The sequence below is a fragment of the Mesorhizobium sp. USDA 3734 genome, assembly GCF_056279665.1.
Map to the genome: position 1 here is coordinate 1211474 of NZ_JBWCCW010000001.1, position 21350 is coordinate 1232823.

The following is a 21350-nucleotide window of genomic DNA, read 5'->3' on the forward strand; positions in this document are numbered from 1 at the left end:
AGATTTTGACCAGTCAAGCGAGAAGAGGCTGCTGATGTCCGGCCTGGCCATGCCGAAACCAGACGACGCCACGATGCGCCGGCGCGACGAGATCGTCGCCGACATGCGCATCATCGTGCCGGGCGAGGGCGTCGTCGACGCCGCAAATTCCATGCGTGCGTTCGAGAGCGATGGCCTGACCGCCTATCGGCAGCTGCCGCTGGTTGTCGTTTTGCCGCAAACGGTGGCGCAGGTTTCGCGCGTGCTGAAATACTGCAACGACCGCAACATCCGCGTCGTGCCGCGTGGCTCCGGCACCTCACTGTCGGGCGGCGCGCTGCCGCTCGAGGACGCGGTGCTGCTGGTCATGAGCCGCTTCAACCGCATACTTGCGATCGATTTCCCCAACCGCGTCGTCGTCGCCCAGCCGGGCGTCACCAATCTCGGCATCACCACCGCCGTCGAGCAGGAGGGCTTCTACTACGCGCCCGATCCATCCTCCCAGATCGCCTGCTCGATCGGCGGCAATGTCGCGGAGAATTCCGGCGGGGTGCACTGCCTGAAATACGGCCTCACCGCCAACAATGTGCTCGGCATCGAGATGGTGCTGATGAACGGTGAGGTGGTGCGGCTCGGCGGCAGTCACCTCGATGCGGAAGGCTATGACCTGCTCGGCGTCATGACCGGTTCGGAAGGGCTGCTCGGCATTGTCACCGAGGTCACCGTGCGCATCCTGAAGAAGCCGGAGACGGCGCGCGCCTTGCTGATCGGCTTCCCGACCAGCGAGCAGGGCGGCCAGTGCGTCGCCGACATCATTGGCGCCGGCATCATTCCGGGCGGCATGGAAATGATGGACCGGCCGGCAATCCACGCGGCCGAGGATTTCGTTCATGCCGGCTATCCCCTCGATGTCGAGGCACTGCTGATCGTCGAACTCGATGGGCCGGGCGTCGAGGTCGATCATCTGATCGGTCTTGTCGAGGCGATCGCCTACAAGAACGGCTCGACCACCTGCCGCATATCGCAGTCCGAACAGGAGCGGTTGAGCTTTTGGGCCGGCCGCAAGGCGGCATTCCCTGCCGTCGGCCGCATCTCGCCCGACTATTACTGCATGGACGGCACTATCCCGCGCAAGGAGCTGCCGCGTGTGCTCGCCGGCATGCGCGAGCTGTCGGAGAAATACGGTCTCGGCGTCGCCAATGTCTTCCACGCCGGCGACGGCAACCTGCATCCGCTGATCCTCTACGATGCCAACGTGCCGGGTGAGCTCGACAAGGCCGAAAGCTTCGGCGCCGACATATTGCGTCTCTGCGTCAAGGTCGGCGGCGTGCTCACCGGCGAACACGGGGTGGGCGTGGAAAAACGCGACCTGATGCCGGAAATGTTCAGCCAGGTCGACCTCGACCAGCAGATGCGCGTCAAATGCGCCTTCGATCCCAACCATCTGCTCAACCCGGGAAAAGTCTTCCCGCAACTGCGCCGCTGCGCCGAGCTTGGGCGCATGCACATTTCGGGCGGCAAACTGCCGTTTCCGGACATTCCGAGGTTTTGACCGGGCATGTCGGTGCTTGAACACCCCCCTCTGTCCTGCCGGACATCTCCCCCGCAAGGGGGGAGATTGGATGTCGTATTGGCTTTCGCCAATCACCAAGGTTTGAAAGACGCGGTCGTGCGAGCTGCCAATCTCCCCCCTTGCGGGGGAGATGTCCGGCAGGACAGAGGGGGGTGTGAAGGAACGCGGCCGATATGGCCTTCCCCGCTTCGCGGGGCGAGGAATCAGCGATAGCCATGACCACCTTCACCCCAACCACGTCAGACGAAGTCCTGTCCACCGTCGCCTGGGCCGCGGCGGAAGGCTCGCCGCTGGAAATCCTCGGCCATGGTTCGAAACGCGGCATCGGCCGTCCGCTGCAAACCGAGCACACGCTCGACCTGTCGAGGCTCACCGGCGTCACGCTCTATGAGCCGGCTGAACTGGTGCTGTCGGCCAAGGCCGGCACATCGCTGGCCGACATCGAGAAGCTGCTGGCGGAAAACGGCCAGCAGCTCGCCTTCGAACCCATGGATTACGGCCCGCTGCTCGGCGGCGAGCCTGGAAAAGGCACGCTGGGCGGTGTGCTCGCCGCGAACCTCTCCGGTCCTCGCCGGCTGAAGGCGGGTGCTGCGCGCGATCATATTCTGGGTATCAATGTGGTGTCCGGCCGTGGCGAGGCCTTCAAGTCGGGTGGCCGCGTGGTCAAGAATGTCACCGGTTATGACATGTCCAAGCTGATGGCCAACAGCTGGGGCACGCTGGCCGTATTCACCGACGTCACTTTCAAGGTCTTGCCCGCCGCCGAAACCGAAGTGACGCTCGCCATTCGTGGCCTGCTCGACGATGCGGCTGCCGCCGCCATGGCCATGGCGCTAGGCTCCAGCGCAGAAGTGTCGAGTGCCGCCCATCTGCCGGAACGGATCGCCGCGCGCGTCGCCGGCGGCAGTCTCGGCAGCGAGGCCGCAACGCTGCTGCGTGTCGAGGGTTTCGGCCCGTCGGTCGCCTACCGCATCGCCGCGCTGAAAACGCTGCTCGGCAAGGCCGGGCCGCTGGAGGAGATTGCCGGCGAAGCTTCACGGCTGATCTGGCGCGACGTGCGCGATATCAGACCCTTCGCCGACAACAGCGAGAAACCGGTCTGGCGCGTGTCGATGACGCCGGGACAGAGCCACCAGATGGTTCTGACACTGCGCATGCAGGCCGCCGTCAGCGCCTTCTATGACTGGCAGGGCGGGCTGGTGTGGCTGCGCATGGAAGAGGGCGACCCGGAAGCCGCTCTGCTGCGCGGGCTTTTGAGAAAACATGGCGGCGGCCATGCGACGCTGGTGCGCGCGGCACCCTCCCATCGCGCCGCCTTGCCGGTGTTCGAGCCGCAGCCGCCCGCACTTGCCGCATTAGCGGCGCGCCTGAAACAGGAATTCGACCCCAAGAACATCCTCAATCCCGGCCGAATGGCCTAGGATCCAACGCGATGCAGACCAGTTTTTCCCTTGCTCAACTTGCCGATCCGCATGTCGCGGAATCGGAAAAGATCCTGCGCAAATGCGTGCATTGCGGCTTCTGCACCGCGACGTGCCCGACCTATGTGACACTGGGCAATGAGCTCGATTCACCGCGTGGGCGCATCTACCTGATCAAGGACATGCTGGAGAACGGCCGTCCGGCCGACAAGGAGATCGTCACCCATATCGACCGCTGCCTGTCGTGCCTCGCCTGCATGACGACATGCCCGTCGGGCGTCAACTACATGCATCTGGTCGACCATGCGCGTGCCCATATCCAGGAGACCTACAGGCGGCCGCTGCTCGACCGCCTGACCCGCGCCATGCTGGCCTTGATGCTGCCCTATCCCGCGCGTTTTCGCGCAGCACTCAGATTGGCGAAGCTGGGCAAGCCGTTCATTGGCCTGTTCGACAAAGTCCCGGCGCTGCAACCGCTCGGCGCAATGCTCAGGCTCGCCCCGGCCGCGATCCCCACGGCCTCACCGATGGCTTCCCCTGGCATCCATGCCGGGCAGGGGGCGAAAAAAGGTCGCGTCGCCATTCTCACCGGCTGCGCGCAATCGGTGCTCGATCCCGCCATCAACGACACGACGATTTCGCTGCTGACGCGGCTCGGCGTTGAGGTGGTGGTGCCGCCGGGCGAGGGCTGTTGCGGCGCCCTGGTGCATCATATGGGGCGGGAGCAAGCTGCCCTTGCCTCGGCCAGACAAAATGTCGATGCCTGGACGCGCGCCATCGAGCAGGGTGGGCTCGATGCCATCGTCATCACCGCATCCGGATGCGGTACCACCATCAAGGACTACGGTTTCATGCTGCGACTGGACCCGGCCTATGCCGACAAGGCCGCGCGCGTGTCGGCACTGGCCAAGGACATCACCGAATATCTGGCCGGCCTCGACTTGCCCGACCCGGTGCGCAAGCCCGGCACCATCGTTGCCTATCACTCGGCCTGTTCGATGCAGCATGGCCAGAAGATCACGCGCCAGCCGAAAGAGTTGCTAGCCAAGGCCGGCTTCATCGTGCGCGAGCCGCGCGAAGGCCATCTGTGCTGCGGCTCGGCCGGCACCTACAACATCCTGCAGTCCGAGATTTCAGCCAAACTGCGCGACCGCAAGGTGAAAAACATCGAGGCGACGGGTGCGTCGATCGTTGCCACCGGCAACATCGGCTGCATCACGCAGATCGCCTCGGCGGCTAAGCTGCCGGTGGTTCACACGATCAAGCTGCTCGACTGGGCCTATGGCGGGCCGAAGCCGGAAGGCGTTGCAGAAGAGAGCCTAGTCGCCGCCGAATAGTGCGTTCGGCGTTTACTCCGCCGCGAGCCTGTCCGCAGTGCCGTAGGTCGCCTCATAAAGCGCGCGCTGGCGGCTGAGCGCGACCATCGTGTTGCGCAGCAGGATGGCCACCGTGATCGGGCCGACGCCGCCCGGCACCGGGGTGATCCAGGATGCAACCTCGCGCACGCTTTCGGTGTCAACGTCGCCGACGATACGGCTTGACCCGTCAGGCCCAATCTCGGAATTGATGCCGATGTCGATGACGGCCGCACCCGGCTTGACCATGTCGGCCTTGATCAGCCGCGGCTTGCCGACGGCGACGAACAGCGCGTCGGCGCGCCTTGCATGGGCGGCAACCGATCGCGTCATGTGGTGGCAGACCGTCACTGTCGCGCCTTCGCTCATCAACAGGAAGGCGATCGGCTTTCCGACGATTTCCGAATGGCCGACGATGACGACTTCCAACCCCTTGAGGTCGAGGCCGGTCTCCTTCAGCAGCTCGACCGAGGCGGCCGCCGTGCAGGGGGCGAGGTCGAGCTGGTTGTAGACGATGTTGCCGATCGAAGCCGGGTGCATGCCCTCGACATCTTTCAGCGAGTGCACCGCCGCCTGCAGCGTCCTGATCGGGATATGGGCAGGAACCGGCCGCTGGATAATGATGCCGGTGACGCGCGGATCGGCGTTCAGGCCGTGGATCGCCGCTTCCAGTTCGCCTGAGGTGATGGTGGCGGGAAAGCGCCGTTCCTCGAAATCGATGCCGGCCAGCTGCGCCTTGGCGCGCTGGTTGCGCACATAGACATCCACCGCGTCGGTGTCGCCGACGGTGATCGAGATCAGCTTGGGCGGAAAACCCTCGGCTTTGGCAATCGCGGCATCTTCGCGCACAGCGGCGATGATGCGCTGGGCGACCGGGCCGCCCTTGAGATAGCGGCTGTCATCGGACAGGGGCATGAATGAACTCTCTGGCTGGAACGTGCCGCCGAGATAGCAAAAGAATCTGGCGAAGGGCAGCATGAAAGCGAACCGCTATGCCCTTGGCGCGACGTTCGGGCGAAGTCTTGCCTTGCTGTCAGCTCGCTTTTTGCTCAAAAACGGAAAGGGCAGCGCGGTTTCCCGTGCTGCCCTTCCTGACTGGCCGCATCCCCATACGACCCGTCCCCCGTTATCTCTGAACTGATCTCGAAAAGCGGACTGCTTTGCCGGCCAGGTGATTCGCCAACACTATCATATCACCTCGACCGTGGTTCCGACATTGACGCGTTCATAGAGGTCGACCACGTCCTCGTTGCGCATGCGGATGCAGCCCGAGGACACCGCGCCGCCGATCGTCCACGGCTGGTTGGTGCCGTGGATGCGGTACTCGGTCGTGCCGAGGTAGAGCGCGCGTGCGCCAAGTGGGTTCTCCATGCCGCCGGCCAGATAGGTCGGCAGATAGCGGCCCTTGGCGGCTTCGCGCTTGATCATCTCCGCCGGCGGACGCCAGTCCGGCCACTCGCGCTTGTTGGTGATCTTGTGCGTGCCCGACCACTCGAAGCCGGGTTTGCCGGTACCGACGCCATAGCGGCGCGCCTTGCCGTTCTTCTCGACCAGGAAGAGGAAATTCTGCGTGGTGTCGATGACGATCGTGCCCGGCTTCTGCGGGCCGTCATAGGCGACTTCCTGCGGCAGGTAGATCGGCTTGATCTGTGGGCGCATCGCGATGCGCTTGGCCTGTGGCTGCACCGCCGCCGTCTGCACCCGGTCGGGCTGGGTCAGGCGCAGGCGCCGCTGTTGCTGGACGACCTGGCGGTTCTGGCGCACGATGCCGGGCGCCTGGCCAAGCTGCAGCACCCAGGGTGCGGAAAGGTCGGGACTCACCATCACCGGCGGCCTGTCGGCATAGCGGTCGCCGGCGGTGGAGGGCGTGACGCCGGCGGCAAACACAGCCACCGCGCCGAGCACGGGAAACAACACTGTCTTCATCGGAACGCACCTTGATCGTCTGATACAAACGGGTGGAAACGTCCGCCCGGTTCGGCGATCATTGGCGTGGAAGCAGCAACCGAAACATGAATCGGAATGCGTAAAATGCGCAAGTGTCGATAAACCTTTTGGTGTGGTTACCGCCGGGTTCAGGAATCTGGTAAAGCCGCAGTAAATGCAGCGCAAAAGCGCGTTAACGAACGGATTTTGGCTTATGGACAAGGAAAACACCGGCCTGCTCGCCGGTCCAGACGGTATCGCGCGCTGCTTCTGGCACGGCAATCTGCCCGACTATCTGCACTACCACGATCATGAATGGGGCCGGCCTGTGGCGGACGACCGCAGGCTGTTTGAAAAGATCTGCCTCGAAGGTTTTCAGTCGGGCCTGTCATGGCTGACCATCCTGCGCAAGCGGGAGAATTTTCGCGAGGCCTTCGCCAATTTCGAATTCGACAAGGTCGCCGCCTTCACCGACAAGGATGTCGAGCGCCTGCTCGGCAATGCCGGCATCATCCGCCATCGCGGCAAGATCGTCTCGACCATCAACAACGCCAAGCGCGCCCGCGAAATGGCCGATGAATTCGGCTCGCTGGCAGCCTGGTTCTGGAAGTTCGAACCCGGCAAGGACGAGCGGCCGGTGATCGTCGATCTCGCCCATCTGCGCGCCAACCCGACCACGGCGGTCTCGGTGCGGATTTCGAAGGAGTTGAAGAAGCGCGGCTGGAGCTTCGTGGGGCCTACCACGGTCTACGCCTTCATGCAGGCGATGGGTCTGGTCAACGACCATCTCGAGGGCTGCGTCTGCCGCAAAGAGGTCGAGAAGGAGCGGAAGGCGTTCAAAAGGCCGAAGTAACCCCTCCTGCTTTCGGTAAGCCGAGTAATTTCAGGTGCCGTTGGCGCTGGCCAGCATCAGACCGGCGACGATCGCCACCACCGTGGCCACGGTCGGATAGATCACCAGCAGGCCGGTCATCAACGCGTCGCGCATGGAAGGTCCCTTGCCGGTGTCGGCAGGTACTTCGAACGGGCCGGCAGCCTGGCTGACCATTTTCGGAGCGTGGATGTCGGCCGGGCGCAAGCACGCGGGCAATTCGCCCGCATCGCTGTCGATGGCATGGAATCTTGCTGTGCTGGTCATGGCCGCGAACCCCTCATTTCGACGCGTTTATGTCTTGCGATTGTGTCGGCACGATGCCGCGCTCATGGCGGGATTGTTTCATTTTTGGTGCGGTTTTGTTTCGGAGGCAACGGAAACGAAGGCAAGCGCCCGCGTCCATCTTGCTGAGAGAGCGGAGATGGCTGCCCCTCGGCGGCCTTGCCGCACAAAGCCGCTTCGGCTAGGACACGCGCACTCGAAACAAGTCCGCATTTACCCAACAAAAAGACCCCAGCTCATGGCCGACAAATCGGAAAAGACGAAAGCGCGACTGCCGCGCGGTTTTGCCGACCGCAGCGCCGAGGACATCCGCGCCGTCGAGAAGATGATGGCAACGATCCGCTCGGTCTATGAGCTTTATGGTTTCGAACCGGCCGACCAGCCGCTGATCGAATACACGGATGCGCTCGGAAAATTCCTGCCCGACCAGGATCGGCCGAACGAAGGTGTGTTCTCGTTCCAGGACGATGACGACCAGTGGCTGTCGCTGCGCTATGACCTGACCGCGCCGACGGCGCGTTTTGTCGCCGAGAATTACGAGCGGCTGCCCAAACCCTATCGCAGCTATCGTTCCGGCTGGGTGTTCCGCAACGAGAAGCCCGGTCCCGGCCGCTTCCGCCAGTTCATGCAGTTCGACGCCGACACGATCGGCACGCCGGGCGTGGCCGCCGACGCCGAGATGGCCATGATGATGGCCGACGTCATGGAAGCGCTTGGCGTCAAGCGCGGCGACTACGTCATCCGCGTCAACAACCGCAAGGTGCTGGACGGCGTGCTGGAGGCGATCGGCCTTGGCGGCGAGGAGAATGCCGGCCGCCGGCTGACGGTGCTGCGGGCGATCGACAAGCTGGACAAGCTCGGGCCGGAAGGCGTGAAGCTTCTGCTTGGGCCGGGGCGCTGGGATGGCGGCAAGGAAGGCGAAGGCGACTTCGCCAAGGGCGCCGGGTTGAACAGCGGGCAAGCCGAGGCGGTTCTTCTCGCGACAGCGAAGAATATACAGGCCGGCCAGGATTCCATGGTCAGTTCGAACTCGACCTATCAGGAAGGCGTTGGAGAACTCGCGACGATTGAAGCCCTGGTCAGGGCGGCAGGATATGGCGAGGACCGTATTGTCATGGACCGCTCGGTCGTGCGTGGCCTTGAATACTACACCGGTCCGGTCTTCGAGGCCGAACTGCTGGCCGAAATCCCCAACGAGGACGGCCAGATCGTGCGCTTCGGCTCGGTCGGTGGCGGCGGGCGCTATGATGGCCTCGTCTCGCGCTTCCGCGGCGAGCCGGTGCCGGCGACAGGTTTTTCCATCGGCGTTAGCAGACTGATGACCGCGCTGAAGAACCTCGGCAAGCTCGACGCCTCGGATGTGATCGCGCCGGTCGTCGTGCTGGTGATGGATAAGGACACCGACAGCCTCGGTCGCTATCAGAAGATGGTGGCGGAGCTGCGTGCCGCCGGCATCCGTTCCGAAATGTATCTCGGCGGCGCCGGCATGAAGGCGCAGCTCAAATATGCCGACCGGCGAGGCTGCCCGGTCGCAATCATCCAGGGCGGTGATGAGCGCGCCACGGGCGAGCTGCAGATCAAGGATCTGATCGAAGGTGCGCGCATGTCCGCCGAAATCACCGACAACGCCGAATGGCGCGCCGCGCGCCCGGCGCAGGTGACCGTGGCGGAGGGCGAACTGGTCGCCGAGGTCAAGAAGATCCTGGCGGCGCAGGCTGCTGATCGCGCGAAATAAGAGCGCGACCAGTGACATCCCGCTACCCCGCCATATCAGCCGACATCACAAACCTCTTCGCCAGCCGCAACACGCATGCGGTCGAGGTTGCCGTGCTGCAGCCGGCCGACCCGTTCCTCGATATGGCCGGCGAGGATTTGCGCCGCCGGATATTCCTCACCGAAAGCGAGACCGGCCAGACATTGTGCCTGCGGCCGGAGTTCACCATCCCGGTCTGCCTTGATCACATAAGTTCGCAGGCCGGCACGCCGCGCCGTTATTCCTATCTCGGCGAGGTGTTTCGCCAGCGCCGCGAAGGCGGCAACGAGTTCTTCCAGGCCGGCATCGAGGATCTCGGCGACCGTGACACCGCCGAGGCCGATGCCCGTTCGCTGGCCGACGCGCACGCGCTGCTGTCGCTGGTGCTGCCTGGCCAGGCGCTGGCGGTCACGCTCGGCGACCAGACCATTTTCGAGGCGGTGCTGGCCGCCCTTGGGCTGCCGCGCGGCTGGCGCATGCGCCTTGCCCGCGCCTTCGGCTCGGCGCCGATGCTTGAGGCGGCACTCGCCGACCTCGCCAATCCGCCGCGCAACAGCCAGCTCTCCGGGCCGGTCGCTGCCCTTGTCCTCGACGGTGACCTGGACGGTCTTTCTGCGCACATCACCAGTGGCATGGAAGAGGCAGGCTTGTCGGCCTCCGCCGGACGCGCACCGTCCGACATTGCCCGGCGGCTGATCGAGAAAGCCGAATTGCGCAGCGTGCGGCTGTCGAACGAGGCCTTCGCGGCGCTGAAGGGCTTTCTGGCGATCGACGTGCCACTCGATAGCGCGTCCGAGGCGCTGGCGACCTTCGCCAGCGATGCCGGGCTTTCGCTTGAGACGGCGCTGGAGAAGTTCGCTGCCCGCGCCAAGGCGATCGAGACGCATGGCCTGCCGGCTGGAAAAATCCGTTACGACGCCGCCTTCGGCCGCCCGCTCGATTACTACACCGGGCTGGTTTTCGAAATCGCGGCTGACAATGGCGACCGGCCGTTGGCCGGTGGCGGCCGCTATGACCGGCTGCTGACCCTGCTCGGTGCGAAGACGCCGATCCCCGGCGTCGGCTTTTCCGTCTGGCTCGACCGCATCGAGGCGTTGCGGGAGACGGCGCGCCATGATCACGCTGGCGGTTCCGTCGAAAGGCCGGCTCAAGGAACAGGCGCTGGACGTGCTGGCCAAGGCAGGGCTCGCCGTCAGTCTGCCCGGCGACGAGCGCAAGTACCACGCCCGCGTCGAGGGCCTGGACAATGTCGAAGTGGCGTTCCTGTCGGCTTCCGAGATTGCGGGAGAGATCGGCCAGGGCACGGTCGATCTCGGCATCACCGGCGAGGATCTGGTGCGCGAGAACCTCGCCGACTGGGAGACCCGCGCCGAAATCGTCGCCCGTCTTGGCTTCGGCAATGCCGATGTCGTGGTGGCCGTGCCCGACATATGGCTCGACGTCGACACCATGGCCGATCTCGACGACGTCGCCGCCGATTTTCGCCAGCGTCACGGCAGGCGGCTGCGCATTGCCACCAAGTACTGGCGATTGACCCAGCAATTCTTTTCGCAGAAACACGGCATCCAGGTCTACCGCATCGTCGAGAGCTTAGGTGCCACCGAGGGGGCGCCGGCGGCGGGACTGGCCGATGTCATCGTCGACATCACCACGTCAGGCTCGACGTTGCGCGCCAATCATCTCAAGGTGCTGGGCGATGGCCTCGTCCTGCGCTCGCAGGCCTGTCTCGTGGCGTCGCGCAAGGCGCGAGCGGTGGCCGATGAAGCAGTCTTGCGCGACATTGCCGCCAGGATGGCATCCCAGGTCGGATAGACCCCAGTACCATGGACGGGATTTCCTCCATCCCGGCAGGCTGATAGGCTCGGCCAGTCCCGGGAGGAGAGAGCGATGCCAGTCAATCTCGACGAGCTGAAGAACGCCACCAATTTGCGCGGACGCGGAGCGCACAATGGCGGCACCTTCGTCGCACCCGTCGACGGCAAGGCGCATGTCTCAGGCGAGCGCACGGTGCCGCTGCTCAACAAGACAATCCCCGCGCTGTTTTCCGACACGGCCAGCAAATATGCCACGCAAGACGCCGCCGTCTTCGTCGACCAGGACAAGCGCTTCACCTGGAGCGAACTGTCGGACACGGTCGATGCGCTGGCCGCCGGCTTCCTGGCGCTGGGCCTCGAAAAGGGCGATCGCCTCGGCATCTGGTCGCCCAACCGCTGGGAATGGCTGGTGACGCAATTCGCCACTGCCCGCATCGGCCTGATCCTGGTCAACATCAACCCCGCCTATCGACTGACCGAGCTCGACTATGCCTTGAACAAGGTAGGCTGCAAGGCGCTGGTCACGGCGGCCAAATTCAAGACCTCGGATTATCTCGGCATGATCGAGACGCTGGCGCCTGAGATCGCGAAGGCCACGCCGGGCAAGCTCAAGGCGCAAAAGCTGCCGGCGCTGAAGATCGTCATCCGCATGGGCGATGAGAACTCACCCGGCATGTTCAATTTCGGCGACGTGCTGGCCATGGCCGGCCGCGACGAGCACGACAGCCTCGACCGCATCTCGGAGGGGCTGAAGCCCGGCGACGCCATCAACATCCAGTTCACGTCCGGCACGACAGGGGCGCCCAAGGGCGCGACGCTGACCCACAACAACATCGTCAACAACGGCAATTTCGTCACCTCGGCGATCAAGCTGACCGTCGACGACCGGCTCTGCATCCCGGTGCCGCTCTATCATTGCTTCGGCATGTCGATGGGCACGATGGGCTGCGTGTCGAAAGGCGCCACCATGGTATTCCCAGGCGAGGGGTTCGATCCCGGCGCCACGCTGAAGGCGGTGGCGCAGGAACGCTGCACCGGGCTCTATGGCGTGCCGACCATGTTCGTCGCACTCCTCGATCACCCCGAGTTTTCCTCCTTCGATCTCTCCAGCCTGCGCACCGGCATCATGGCTGGTTCGCCCTGTCCGATCGAGGTGATGAAGAAGGTGGTGTCGCTGATGCACATGGAAGAGGTGACCATCGCCTATGGCATGACCGAAACAAGCCCGGTCTCGTTCCAGAGCGGCGTCGACGACCCGCTGGAAAAGCGCGTCTCGACCGTCGGGCGCATCCACCCTCATGTCGAGGTCAAGGCGGTCGATGCCGATGGCGCCACCGTCGCCGTCGGCGCGCCGGGCGAGCTTTGCACGCGCGGCTATTCGGTGATGAAGGGCTATTGGGACGACGACGACAAGACCCGCGAGGCGATCGACACCGACGGCTGGATGCACACCGGCGACCTCGCAACAATAGACGCAGAGGGCTATTGCAACATCGTCGGCCGGGTCAAGGACATGGTCATCCGCGGCGGCGAGAACGTCTATCCCAGAGAGGTGGAGGAATTTCTCTATCGCCATCCCAAGGTCAGGGAAGTGCAGGTGTTCGGCATTCCCGACGCCAAATATGGCGAGGAGCTCTGCGCCTGGATCGTGCTCAAGCCCGGCCAGATCGCCACCGAGCAGGAGATCAGGAATTTCTGCGCCGGCCAGATAGCCCACTACAAGATCCCCCGCCACATCCGCTTCCGCAGCGAATTGCCGATGACGGTGACCGGCAAGCCGCAGAAGTTCCTGATGCGCAATGCGATGGTCGAGGAACTGGGATTGGTGACGCAGAAGACGGCGTGAACGGATGAACGCTTCGATCTGTCGGTGCGCGAATGCAGCCACGGTTCGCAGAAGCGCGCAGGGGCTTGCATGAGCGGTTTCGGACGATCAGTGACTTCTTATGCGATGCCGCTGGCCGCCTTGGTGATGGCTGTCGCCGTCAGAGCCAGCGGGCTGTCGGTAGACGTAGGTTCGCCGAGCACCAGGGTCCTTGTCGGAGCGCTTTCGAGTGCGATCATGTTCGTCACCATTTTCGTGGTGCTCGACCACGCCGAGGCGGTAGCTCGGCGGGTAGGGGAGCCGTACGGCACGCTGGTGCTGACGTTTGCCGTCACGGCGATCGAAGTGTCGATCATTGTTTCCATGATGCTGCATGGAGAGAACAACCCGACGCTGGCACGGGAGTCCGTCTTCTCGACGGTGATGATCGCATCCACCGGCGTTGTCGGCATGTGTCTCGCGCTTGGCGGCTGGCGTCATCGCAAGCAGGCCATCGTGCGGCAAGGGACCAGTGCCTATCTGGCGGTTCTGATCGCGCTGACCGTCATGACGCTTATTCTGCCGACCTACACCCAGACCACGGGTCCCGGCACGTTTTCGGCAGCCCAACTTGGTTTCGTCAGCGTCCTTTCAGTGTTGCTCTATGCAAGCTTCGTGTTCGCGCAGACCGTCCGGCACCGGGAAGACTTTATCCAGGGACAACCACACGACGTTTCGGTGCGCGCTGCCCCTCACGAGAACATCTCTGCCAGCGCTCTGCTGCTGATGGCCGGGCTGATCGGAATTGTCATGCTCGCCGAGCAGGTCGCGGCAAGCGTCGAAGATACGCTCGTTGCCTACCAGGTAACCCAGGCTGACAGCATTGTGGGGGCAATGATCGCGGGGCTGGTGTTGATGCCGGAGGCCATTTCGGCGGTGCGCGCTTCACTCAACAACGAGCTGCAGCGCGGCTTGAATGTCGCGATGGGTTCGGCTTGCGCCACGATCGGCCTGACCATACCGGGAGTCGCAGCCGCCAGCCTGCTGACGGGGAGAGGAGTGACCCTGGGGCTGCCGGCTGCTGATGCGGTCCTTTTGGTCTTGGCGCTTTTCATATGCAATGTAAGCTTCAGCACTGAAAGAACGACGTTCTTGACCGGAATGGTCCATCTTGTAGTATTTTTTACTTATGTATTTCTGATATTTATACCATGAAGGCTCCGGTGCAACCGAAGCGCCAAGGTGCGGCACCTTCGTTACCTCAGGCCGCGGATTTGAGGTGATCGATGAAGGCGCGCAGCTTCGGCAGGACCTGGCGTTTGCCGGGATGATAGAGGAAGACGCCCGGCGTCGTGGCGGCGACGTCGTCCAGCACCGATTTGAGTTTTCCCTGTTCTATCGGAGCTTCGGCGACGGGTCGCGGCACCTGTGCCAGCCCGATGCCCTGCATCGCGGCCCCGAGCAACGTCGGGTAGTCGTGCGCGATCAGCGGGCCTGAGACCATCGCTTCGATCGCCCCGTTGCCGTCGACGAAGGACCAGGGTGCGATGGCGCCGTTCGAGCGGCGCAAGCGCAAGCAGGCGTGGTGGCGTAAGTCCTCGACATGCTCGAGGCTGCCGTGGCGCTCGATATAGTCCGGGCTGCCGACGACCACGAACGGGAACGACGGCGTCAGCCGCACAGCGACCATGTCGGGCGCGATGAACTGGCCAAGGCGGATGCCGGCATCGAACCCGCCGGCCGCGAGATCGACCATCTCGTCACTCGCGGCGATCTCCAGTTCGATCTCGGGATAGGTTCGGCAGAACGACGCGATCATCGGCTCCAGGATCAACGGCACGACGGCGCGGGGTACGGACAGGCGTAGCAGACCGGTCGGCCGCTGGCCGACATCGCGCGCGGCCTCGCCTGCCGCGACGAGTTCCTCGAAGGCGGGGCCTGCACGATCGAGGAACCGCTGACCAGCCTCGGTCAAACCGACGCTTCGCGTCGTGCGCACGAACAGCGCAGCACCTATGCGAGCCTCCAGCGTGCGCACCGCCTGGCTCACGGCGGACGGCGTCACGCCGAGATCGGCGGCCGCACGGCGGAAGTTGCGGCGCCTGGCGACGGTCAGGAAAACCTCGACGCCCTCCAGCGCACCGTGCCGGACTGTGTAGTTCTGCTTCATAGGTTGTTGTGATTACACCGGGTAGTCGAACTATGGAAGCGGGCTTAGAGGTAACCGACTGAAGCAGGGGCCGCGTGAACCAGCTGCTGACAGGAGGCCAAATGTCCACGGAAATGCTGTTCCAAACCCATCTCGTTCTAGGCTACGTCGCGTGGCTGCTCTGCTTCGGCGCATACGGTCTGCCGTGGCTGAGCTCAATGGACCGGGTCGCGGCGCAACGTGCTATCGCCACTCTGCACAGCTTCCGCTTCTTCGGGCTCGTCTTCATCCTGCCGGGCGTCGTGGGCCTCGATCTCCCAGCCGGCTTCGCCGTGTTCGCCGCCTACGGTGACTTTGCAACAGGGCTGCTGGCCATGCTGGCGCTGCTCACGGTGAGGCTACCTCGGCTATTCTGGCCGTTCGTCGTCGCCTTCAATCTCGTAGGCACAGTCGAACTCGTCATCGACTATTACCATGCCATCCAGGTCGGCCTTCCTGCACACGCGGAAGAACTGGGCGCTGCCTATGCGATCCCCGTCATTTATGTGCCGCTGCTGATGATCACGCACATTGCCGCATTCTATTTTCTGCTGCGTCCTCACCGGAGCGCGACTCGCGCCATCGCAGACGGTGCGACTGTTTCCTAGAGGATCGAAGAAGGTCCGTCTTCGGATGCTAACGCCGCCCGCTCCGCATCTCCGACGGCCTCGGCGCCGTACCCGGCTCCTGCACAAGCGGTCCGAGCAGCACTTCTCCGAACAGCGGCTGGTAGCGGCGGCGCACGGCCGGGTCTTCCTTGAAGGACAGTGCGTACTGGCCGATCTGATGGAAATAGGTGATGCGCGCCCGCACGATGCTCTCGTCCTGCGAATAGCCCATGGCGCGGAACGACCGGATGAGCAGCTCGATGCGCAGATCGTCGATATCCTTGACCTCCTGGGCGAGCTTTTTCGACGTCCGCGACCAATCGCGCACGGCCAGGTCAAGCAGCGGGCTGAAAGGGGCTTCATCCACCCAGACATGCACGATGTCGGTGAAGAACTGCAGGCCGTCTATGTCGTGAATCTCCCGCATTGCCCAGAACGGCGCGCAGTTGCTGTTGCGCCATTCCTGCAAGAGGCCGCCGCGCAGGTCCGCCAGGCTAGCAAAATGGAAATAGAAGCTGCCGCGCGTGACCTTCAATTGCTGCGCCAGGCGGTCGATCTTTACCTCGCCGATGCCACGCTTTTCGAGCACCTTGCGCGCCGCCGCGATCCAGGCCTCGCGGCTCAGCGTCTGCCGCGCCGCTTTTGATCGCGCCGCCGGTCGAGGCGTTTTTTTCGTTTTCGCCAGCGCGCCTTTCTCGTTCATCGGATTCGAGACCTTCGTCGCCGCGCGCAATGCGCATGGCCGATTCGCCAATCGAACCGACCCCTGACTGCTTCGCAATTCTCCGTGTCACCGTCTATCGCTGAACACGCATTTTCAGGGCAGTGCACTGATCCGCTCCAGCATCAGCGCGAAGAACGGAGCCGGATCGATCCGGCGCAGGACGTTGCAGTTCTTGCGGCGGCCGGTGACATGCCACCAGTCGACGACGGTCATGCCTATGGTCTCCGGCGAGACGATATCGACCGTCACGGCGCACTGGCGTTGCTCGTAGATTTCGGGCGCCAGCAGGTAACCGGTGACGCACGCATCGTGGATAGGGCGTGCCGCGGTCGCGAATTTATGGGTGCCGTATTGGCGATAGAAGTCGGCCATGTTGGCGGCCTCGATCGCCGCGCGACTGCCCGTGGCACGCAGGGCGTCGAGCCATTCGGGCGTCATCAGGGCGGTGTAGGTGCAGTCGATGCCGGCCATCGTCACCGGCGCGCCGCTGTCGAACACTTTGTGCGCGGCATGCGGATCGACGAAGATGTTGAACTCCGCGGCAGGCGTGGCATTGCCGCCCTGGAAAAAGCCGCCGCCCATCAGCACGACTTCGCGCAGCCGGGGGATGATTTTCGGTTCCATGGTCATGGCCATGGCCAGGTTGGTCATCGGGCCGAGCGTGCAGACGGTCAACTCGCCTTCCGGCGCATTCATGATCGTGCGCACCAAATAGTTGACCGCGTGTTCGCCCTGCAACGGCGTAACAGGTTCGGGCAGATCGGCGCCATCGAGGCCGGTTTCGCCGTGGACATATTCGGCCGTGATCAGCTTGCGCACCATCGGCGCCGGGCAGCCGGCAAAGACCGGCAAATCGGACCGCCCGGCCAGTTCCACGACCTTGAGCGCGTTCTTCGACGTCAGGGCGAGCGGCACGTTGCCGCCGACCGTCGTGATGCCGACCACCTCGAGTTCGGCTGGCGAACCGAGCGCGAAAAGGATTGCAAACGCGTCATCCTGACCAGGATCGGTGTCGATGATTATCTTGCGTGGTGCCATTGTGCCGCGTTTTTCCCGTTGCGTTCGAAAGCCTATTGCTGAGGCGATTTGGATGTGTAGAAATACAGTACTGTATCTTATGTTCAAGACAAGGTGTTCGAATGGACGCACGCGGCGACTTTTCCGAAATTCCGATCCTCGACGTGTCGGCGCTTTACGGCGGCGACCAGGATGCGATCGCCGCGACGGCGGCGACACTGCGCAGCCATCTCGAGACGATTGGCTTCGTCTATGTCGTCGGGCACCCGATCCCGCGTGCCGACGTCGAGGCGGTTCGCGAAGCCAGCAAGCGCTTCTTCGCTCTGCCCGACGAGCAGAAACTGGCGCTGAAGATCGACAGGAATTTCCGCGGCTACCTGCCCTTTGCCGGCTCCACCATCGTGACGTCGTCGGTGGCGACCGTGAGCAAGCCGAACCAGAGCGAATCGATCTTCTTCATGCACGAGGTCGAGGCCGACGACCCCAGGGCGTTGGCCGACAAGCCGCTGCAGGGTCCCAACCAGTGGCCGGACGAGGCAGCACTCGCCGACTTCCGGCCCATCATTGAACGCTATGTCGATGAGATGAGCACGCTGGCCCGCAAGATGGTCGGCGCCATCGCGCTTTCGCTTGGGCTTCCGACCGACAGTCTCGACCGCTATTTCGATCAGCCGACGACCTTCCTGCGGTTGCTGCACTATCCGACGCAGCCCCAGGAAGAGGGGCTTTTCGGCTCTGCCCCGCACACCGATTACGGCTTCATCACACTGCTGGCGCAGGACAATGTCGGCGGCCTGGAAGTCAAGAACAAGGCGGGCGACTGGGTTCCCGCGCCGCCGGTCCCGGACTCCTTCGTGATGAATGTCGGCGACATCCTGGCGCGCTGGTCGAACGACCAGTTCGTCTCGACGCCGCATCGCGTCATCAACCGGTCGGGGCGTGAGCGTTATTCCCAGCCCTTCTTCTTCGACCCGTCGATGGATGAAACGATCGAAGCGCTGCCGGTCTGCGTGCCGGCCGGTAGCCAGCCGAAATATGAGCCGGTGCTTTACGGCGACTATCTGATGGAGCGCATCGACAAGAACTATCACTACCGCAAGAAAAAGGCTGCGGAAGCGGCCGGTTCATAGACGGATCAATGCTTGGCTGCGTCGGTGCGGACGCGAGGCCCGGATTGGAGAGCAGACTGCAAGAACCGTTGTAATCAAAAAAGGGGAACGAAAATGAGAGCACATTTGCAGATGGCCGGCTTCGCGCTGGCTGCACTTGCCGTAGCCTGGGGCGGACCTTCGGGCGCCGCCGAGGTGACGAAATCGGCCGAGGTCCAGCGGACCGGCATGCTGACCGTCGCCAACACGCTGGACTATGCGCCGTTCGAGTATCTCGACGCAGAGGGCAAGCAGACCGGGATCATTATCGAACTGGCCGGTGAGGTGGCCAAGCTGGTCGGCGCCAAGCTGGACGTGGCGCGCACGCCTTTCCCCTCAATGATACCGGGGTTGGCGGCCGGCCGTTTCAAGGTCGCCTGGGAGACGTTCTCGGCCACGCCCGAACGGCTCAAGCAGGTCGATTTCGTCATGTTCCTGAAGGCCGGCCTGGCCGTTTCGACGTCGCCGGACAAGAAGGCGAGTTTCAGCGGCGACACCCCGCTCTGCGGCAAGCGGATCGGTGTCTCGGCCGGCAGCGCATCGGATTTCCTGGTCGACAAGCTGAGCACGGAGTGCTCCGGCAAGGGCCAGGCGGCGATCGAAAAATCGGTCTTCAACTCGTCGACGGATATCGTCCAGGCGGTGCTGTCCGACCGCGTCGACGCCCGCATGGACGATGCGACCGCATCGAGCTATTTCGAGGTCACCAGCAAGGGCCAGCTTGTGGTGCTGCCGACCCTCTATGAAGTCGCGCCGCTCGGCATGGCGATCGCCAAGGACGACAAGGAGACCGCCGACATGATGGTGGGCGCACTCTCCGAACTGTTCAAGAATGGCACCTACAAGGCTGTTCTCGACAAATACGGCATGGGCGCCTACGCAATCAAGGAGCCCTATTTCGTCGGCACCATGGAGGCGCTGCGCGCCGACTGAGGCCTTGTGCGTCCCTTCGGACGCGCTTTGAGACTTTGAAAGTTCGCATCGTGCTTTTCGCACGCATGTGGGAGCGATTGTCGGCGCCCGGTCTCGCATCGGGCGCCGTTTGCGGATCAAGACCAGGAGAAGCCGAGATGGGCGTGGCCCACCCAACCGAGATACGCATCGAGCCAGGCGTCGCCGAGGCGGTTTCGCGCCTGACCGTCGTGCCGCAGCGCCGCTACGGCATCTGGGTCGGCACCGCGCTGGCCCTGTTGTTGGCGTTCCTCGTCATCCGGGCCTTCGCCAGCAACCCTGCCTTTGCCTGGCCCACGGTCGTGGGTTACCTCCTGCATCCCTCTGTTATGCGCGGCCTCGGCAACACCTTGATGCTGACCGGCGTGATCATGATATTGGCGATCATTGTCGGCACGGTCATTGCCATCATGCGCGTGTCGCCAAGCCCGGTGCTGCGTTCATTCGCGGGTCTGTACGTCTGGTTTTTCCGCGGCGTACCGGCCCTGATACAGCTGATCTTCTGGTTCAACCTGTCGCTGCTCGTGCGCGAGGTCTCTTTGACCATCCCGTTTGTCGGCACGCTGTTTTCCGTGCGCACCAATGATTTCATGACGCCGTTCTTTTCTGCGGTCGTTGCCCTTTCCCTGTGCGAGGCGGGCTACATGGCCGAGATCATCAGAGCCGGCATCAAGTCGGTGCCGTCGGGCCAGGCCGAGGCGGCGAGCGCGCTTGGCATGCCCTACCGCATGATCCTTAAGCGCATCACGCTGCCGCAGGCGATGCGCTTCGTGCTACCGCCAACCAGCAACGAAGCCATCAACCTCCTGAAGATGACGTCGCTGGTGACGTTCATCGCCGTCGACGATCTGTTCTACTCGGCGCAGAGCATCTATGCGCGCACCTTCGAGACAATCCCGCTGCTGATCGTGGTCGCCTTCTGGTATCTCGCTGTGGTCAGCATCATGTCGGTGGGACAGCATTTCCTCGAGCGCCATTTTGGTCGCAGCGACACGCGCCGCGATCCCATGACGAGGCGCTTCCTGCGCAATGTCATCAGTCTGCGGGGCATGTCCCGATGAGCGACGTGAAGGACGAAAATCGCGCCCGCTTCGGCGTGCCAGCCGACTCCATGGTTTTCGCGCGCGGCGTGCGAAAGTCCTATGGTCCGCTCGAGGTTCTCAAGGGGGTCGATCTCGACGTACCCGCCGGATCGGTCGCCTGTATCATCGGCCCTTCGGGTTCCGGCAAGAGCACATTCCTGCGTTGCATCAACCATCTCGAGAAGCTTAGCGCCGGCATCCTGCTCGTCGACAGCCAGTTCGTCGGCTACGACCTCAGGGACGACAAGCTCTACGAGGTCAAGGACGACCTGCTTTGCCAGCGGCGTGCCGAGACCGGCATGCTGTTCCAGTCGTTCAACCTGTTCTCCCACATGACCGTGATGGAGAATTTGATCGAGGCGCCGACGCAGGTGCGGCGCATCCCGCCGGACCAGGCAAAGGCCGAAGCGGAGATCCTGCTCCGGCGCGTTGGTCTCCTGGACAAGGTCGACCGGTATCCAAGGGAACTGTCCGGCGGCCAGCAGCAGCGTGTCGCCATTGCGCGGGCCATGGCGATGAAGCCCAAGGTTCTGCTCTTCGATGAGCCGACATCGGCGCTCGATCCCGAACTGGTCGGCGAGGTACTGCAGGTCATGCGCGATCTGGCCGAAAGCGGCATGACGATGGTCGTGGTTACCCACGAGATCGGCTTTGCCCGTGAGATCGGTGATCAGTTGGTGTTCATGGATGGCGGCGTGATCATCGAACGCGGCGCTCCGCGCGAGATGATCGCCAATCCGGTATCGCCGCGAACCCGCGAGTTCCTGTCGCGGGTGCTTTGACGGCAAGGCATCCACCAAAGAAAAAGGCGCGGACCTGGCCCGCGCCTTTTTTGTTCAGCCTTCCAAAGC

At 63.5% G+C, this 21350-nt stretch carries 19 protein-coding genes and 1 pseudogene; 14 read left to right on the forward strand and 6 right to left on the reverse strand.

Features of this window, described 5'->3' with window-relative positions:
* The first annotated feature begins 34 nt into the window (after positions 1-34).
* From ACZ89F_RS05730 to glcF, 3 genes are all read left to right on the forward strand, one after another.
* Positions 35-1531, forward strand: a complete 1497-nt coding sequence (locus ACZ89F_RS05730; RefSeq protein WP_476090800.1) for an FAD-linked oxidase C-terminal domain-containing protein — start codon at positions 35-37, stop codon at positions 1529-1531.
* A gap of 236 nt (positions 1532-1767) precedes the next feature.
* Positions 1768-2973, forward strand: coding sequence for an FAD-binding protein (locus ACZ89F_RS05735; protein WP_476090801.1), 1206 nt, complete (start codon positions 1768-1770; stop codon positions 2971-2973).
* An 11-nt stretch (positions 2974-2984) separates the two neighbouring features.
* Complete coding sequence (glcF, locus tag ACZ89F_RS05740; RefSeq protein WP_476090802.1) at positions 2985-4310, forward strand: glycolate oxidase subunit GlcF; 1326 nt, start codon at positions 2985-2987, stop codon at positions 4308-4310.
* Between the two features lie 12 nt (positions 4311-4322).
* On the opposite strand, the gene ACZ89F_RS05745 is transcribed toward glcF, so the two are convergent.
* Entirely contained in the window at positions 4323-5243 is a 921-nt protein-coding gene (locus tag ACZ89F_RS05745) for a bifunctional 5,10-methylenetetrahydrofolate dehydrogenase/5,10-methenyltetrahydrofolate cyclohydrolase (RefSeq protein WP_476090803.1), read from the reverse strand.
* Positions 5244-5516: 273 nt separating this feature from the next.
* Entirely contained in the window at positions 5517-6254 is a 738-nt protein-coding gene (locus tag ACZ89F_RS05750) for a L,D-transpeptidase (RefSeq protein WP_476090804.1), read from the reverse strand.
* A gap of 214 nt (positions 6255-6468) precedes the next feature.
* Between ACZ89F_RS05750 and ACZ89F_RS05755 the strand changes: the two genes are divergently transcribed.
* Positions 6469-7107: a DNA-3-methyladenine glycosylase I gene (locus tag ACZ89F_RS05755; protein WP_476090805.1), complete on the forward strand. Its 639-nt coding sequence runs from the start codon at positions 6469-6471 to the stop codon at positions 7105-7107.
* A 30-nt stretch (positions 7108-7137) separates the two neighbouring features.
* Here the strand turns inward: ACZ89F_RS05755 and ACZ89F_RS05760 are convergent, their stop codons facing one another.
* Positions 7138-7392, reverse strand: a complete 255-nt coding sequence (locus tag ACZ89F_RS05760) for a hypothetical protein (RefSeq protein ID WP_476090806.1) — start codon at positions 7390-7392, stop codon at positions 7138-7140.
* 256 nt (positions 7393-7648) lie between these two features.
* Here ACZ89F_RS05760 and hisS point away from each other — a divergent pair, with 256 nt between their 5' ends.
* The 5 genes and pseudogenes from hisS to ACZ89F_RS05785 all read left to right on the forward strand — a co-directional run bounded on the left by hisS (position 7649) and on the right by ACZ89F_RS05785 (position 13996).
* On the forward strand, positions 7649-9145 hold the full coding sequence (gene hisS, locus ACZ89F_RS05765; RefSeq protein ID WP_476090807.1) for a histidine--tRNA ligase: 1497 nt from the start codon (positions 7649-7651) through the stop codon (positions 9143-9145).
* A gap of 11 nt (positions 9146-9156) precedes the next feature.
* Positions 9157-10272 (forward strand): annotated as a pseudogene (locus ACZ89F_RS05770) (ATP phosphoribosyltransferase regulatory subunit); the annotation flags it as partial.
* A 4-nt stretch (positions 10273-10276) separates the two neighbouring features.
* A complete protein-coding gene (gene hisG, locus ACZ89F_RS05775) occupies positions 10277-10975 on the forward strand; it encodes an ATP phosphoribosyltransferase (RefSeq protein ID WP_476090808.1) in 699 nt (232 codons plus the stop codon).
* A gap of 75 nt (positions 10976-11050) precedes the next feature.
* A complete protein-coding gene (locus tag ACZ89F_RS05780) occupies positions 11051-12823 on the forward strand; it encodes an AMP-binding protein (RefSeq protein ID WP_476090809.1) in 1773 nt (590 codons plus the stop codon).
* Positions 12824-13039: 216 nt separating this feature from the next.
* Positions 13040-13996 (forward strand): calcium:cation antiporter, encoded by a 957-nt coding sequence (locus tag ACZ89F_RS05785; protein WP_476090810.1) that lies wholly within the window; start codon positions 13040-13042, stop codon positions 13994-13996.
* 46 nt (positions 13997-14042) lie between these two features.
* On the opposite strand, the gene ACZ89F_RS05790 is transcribed toward ACZ89F_RS05785, so the two are convergent.
* Positions 14043-14951 (reverse strand): LysR family transcriptional regulator, encoded by a 909-nt coding sequence (locus tag ACZ89F_RS05790; RefSeq protein WP_476090811.1) that lies wholly within the window; start codon positions 14949-14951, stop codon positions 14043-14045.
* A 101-nt stretch (positions 14952-15052) separates the two neighbouring features.
* Here ACZ89F_RS05790 and ACZ89F_RS05795 point away from each other — a divergent pair, with 101 nt between their 5' ends.
* Entirely contained in the window at positions 15053-15577 is a 525-nt protein-coding gene (locus ACZ89F_RS05795; RefSeq protein ID WP_476090812.1) for a hypothetical protein, read from the forward strand.
* A 28-nt stretch (positions 15578-15605) separates the two neighbouring features.
* Here ACZ89F_RS05795 and ACZ89F_RS05800 read toward each other — a convergent pair whose 3' ends face one another.
* Together ACZ89F_RS05800 and ACZ89F_RS05805 are read right to left on the reverse strand one after the other, a co-directional pair.
* Positions 15606-16280, reverse strand: a complete 675-nt coding sequence (locus ACZ89F_RS05800) for a TetR/AcrR family transcriptional regulator (protein ID WP_476090813.1) — start codon at positions 16278-16280, stop codon at positions 15606-15608.
* Positions 16281-16394: 114 nt separating this feature from the next.
* A complete protein-coding gene (locus ACZ89F_RS05805) occupies positions 16395-17339 on the reverse strand; it encodes a nucleoside hydrolase (protein ID WP_476090814.1) in 945 nt (314 codons plus the stop codon).
* A gap of 101 nt (positions 17340-17440) precedes the next feature.
* Here ACZ89F_RS05805 and ACZ89F_RS05810 point away from each other — a divergent pair, with 101 nt between their 5' ends.
* The 4 genes from ACZ89F_RS05810 (at position 17441) to ACZ89F_RS05825 (ending at position 21281) form a co-directional block, all read left to right on the forward strand.
* Positions 17441-18448: an isopenicillin N synthase family dioxygenase gene (locus tag ACZ89F_RS05810; RefSeq protein WP_476090815.1), complete on the forward strand. Its 1008-nt coding sequence runs from the start codon at positions 17441-17443 to the stop codon at positions 18446-18448.
* A 93-nt stretch (positions 18449-18541) separates the two neighbouring features.
* Positions 18542-19399: an ABC transporter substrate-binding protein gene (locus tag ACZ89F_RS05815; RefSeq protein WP_476090816.1), complete on the forward strand. Its 858-nt coding sequence runs from the start codon at positions 18542-18544 to the stop codon at positions 19397-19399.
* 137 nt (positions 19400-19536) lie between these two features.
* Positions 19537-20478, forward strand: coding sequence for an amino acid ABC transporter permease (locus ACZ89F_RS05820; RefSeq protein WP_476090817.1), 942 nt, complete (start codon positions 19537-19539; stop codon positions 20476-20478).
* Entirely contained in the window at positions 20475-21281 is an 807-nt protein-coding gene (locus ACZ89F_RS05825) for an amino acid ABC transporter ATP-binding protein (protein ID WP_476090818.1), read from the forward strand. The genes ACZ89F_RS05820 and ACZ89F_RS05825 overlap by 4 nt, the downstream gene beginning before the upstream one ends.
* Positions 21282-21350: the final 69 nt, after the last annotated feature.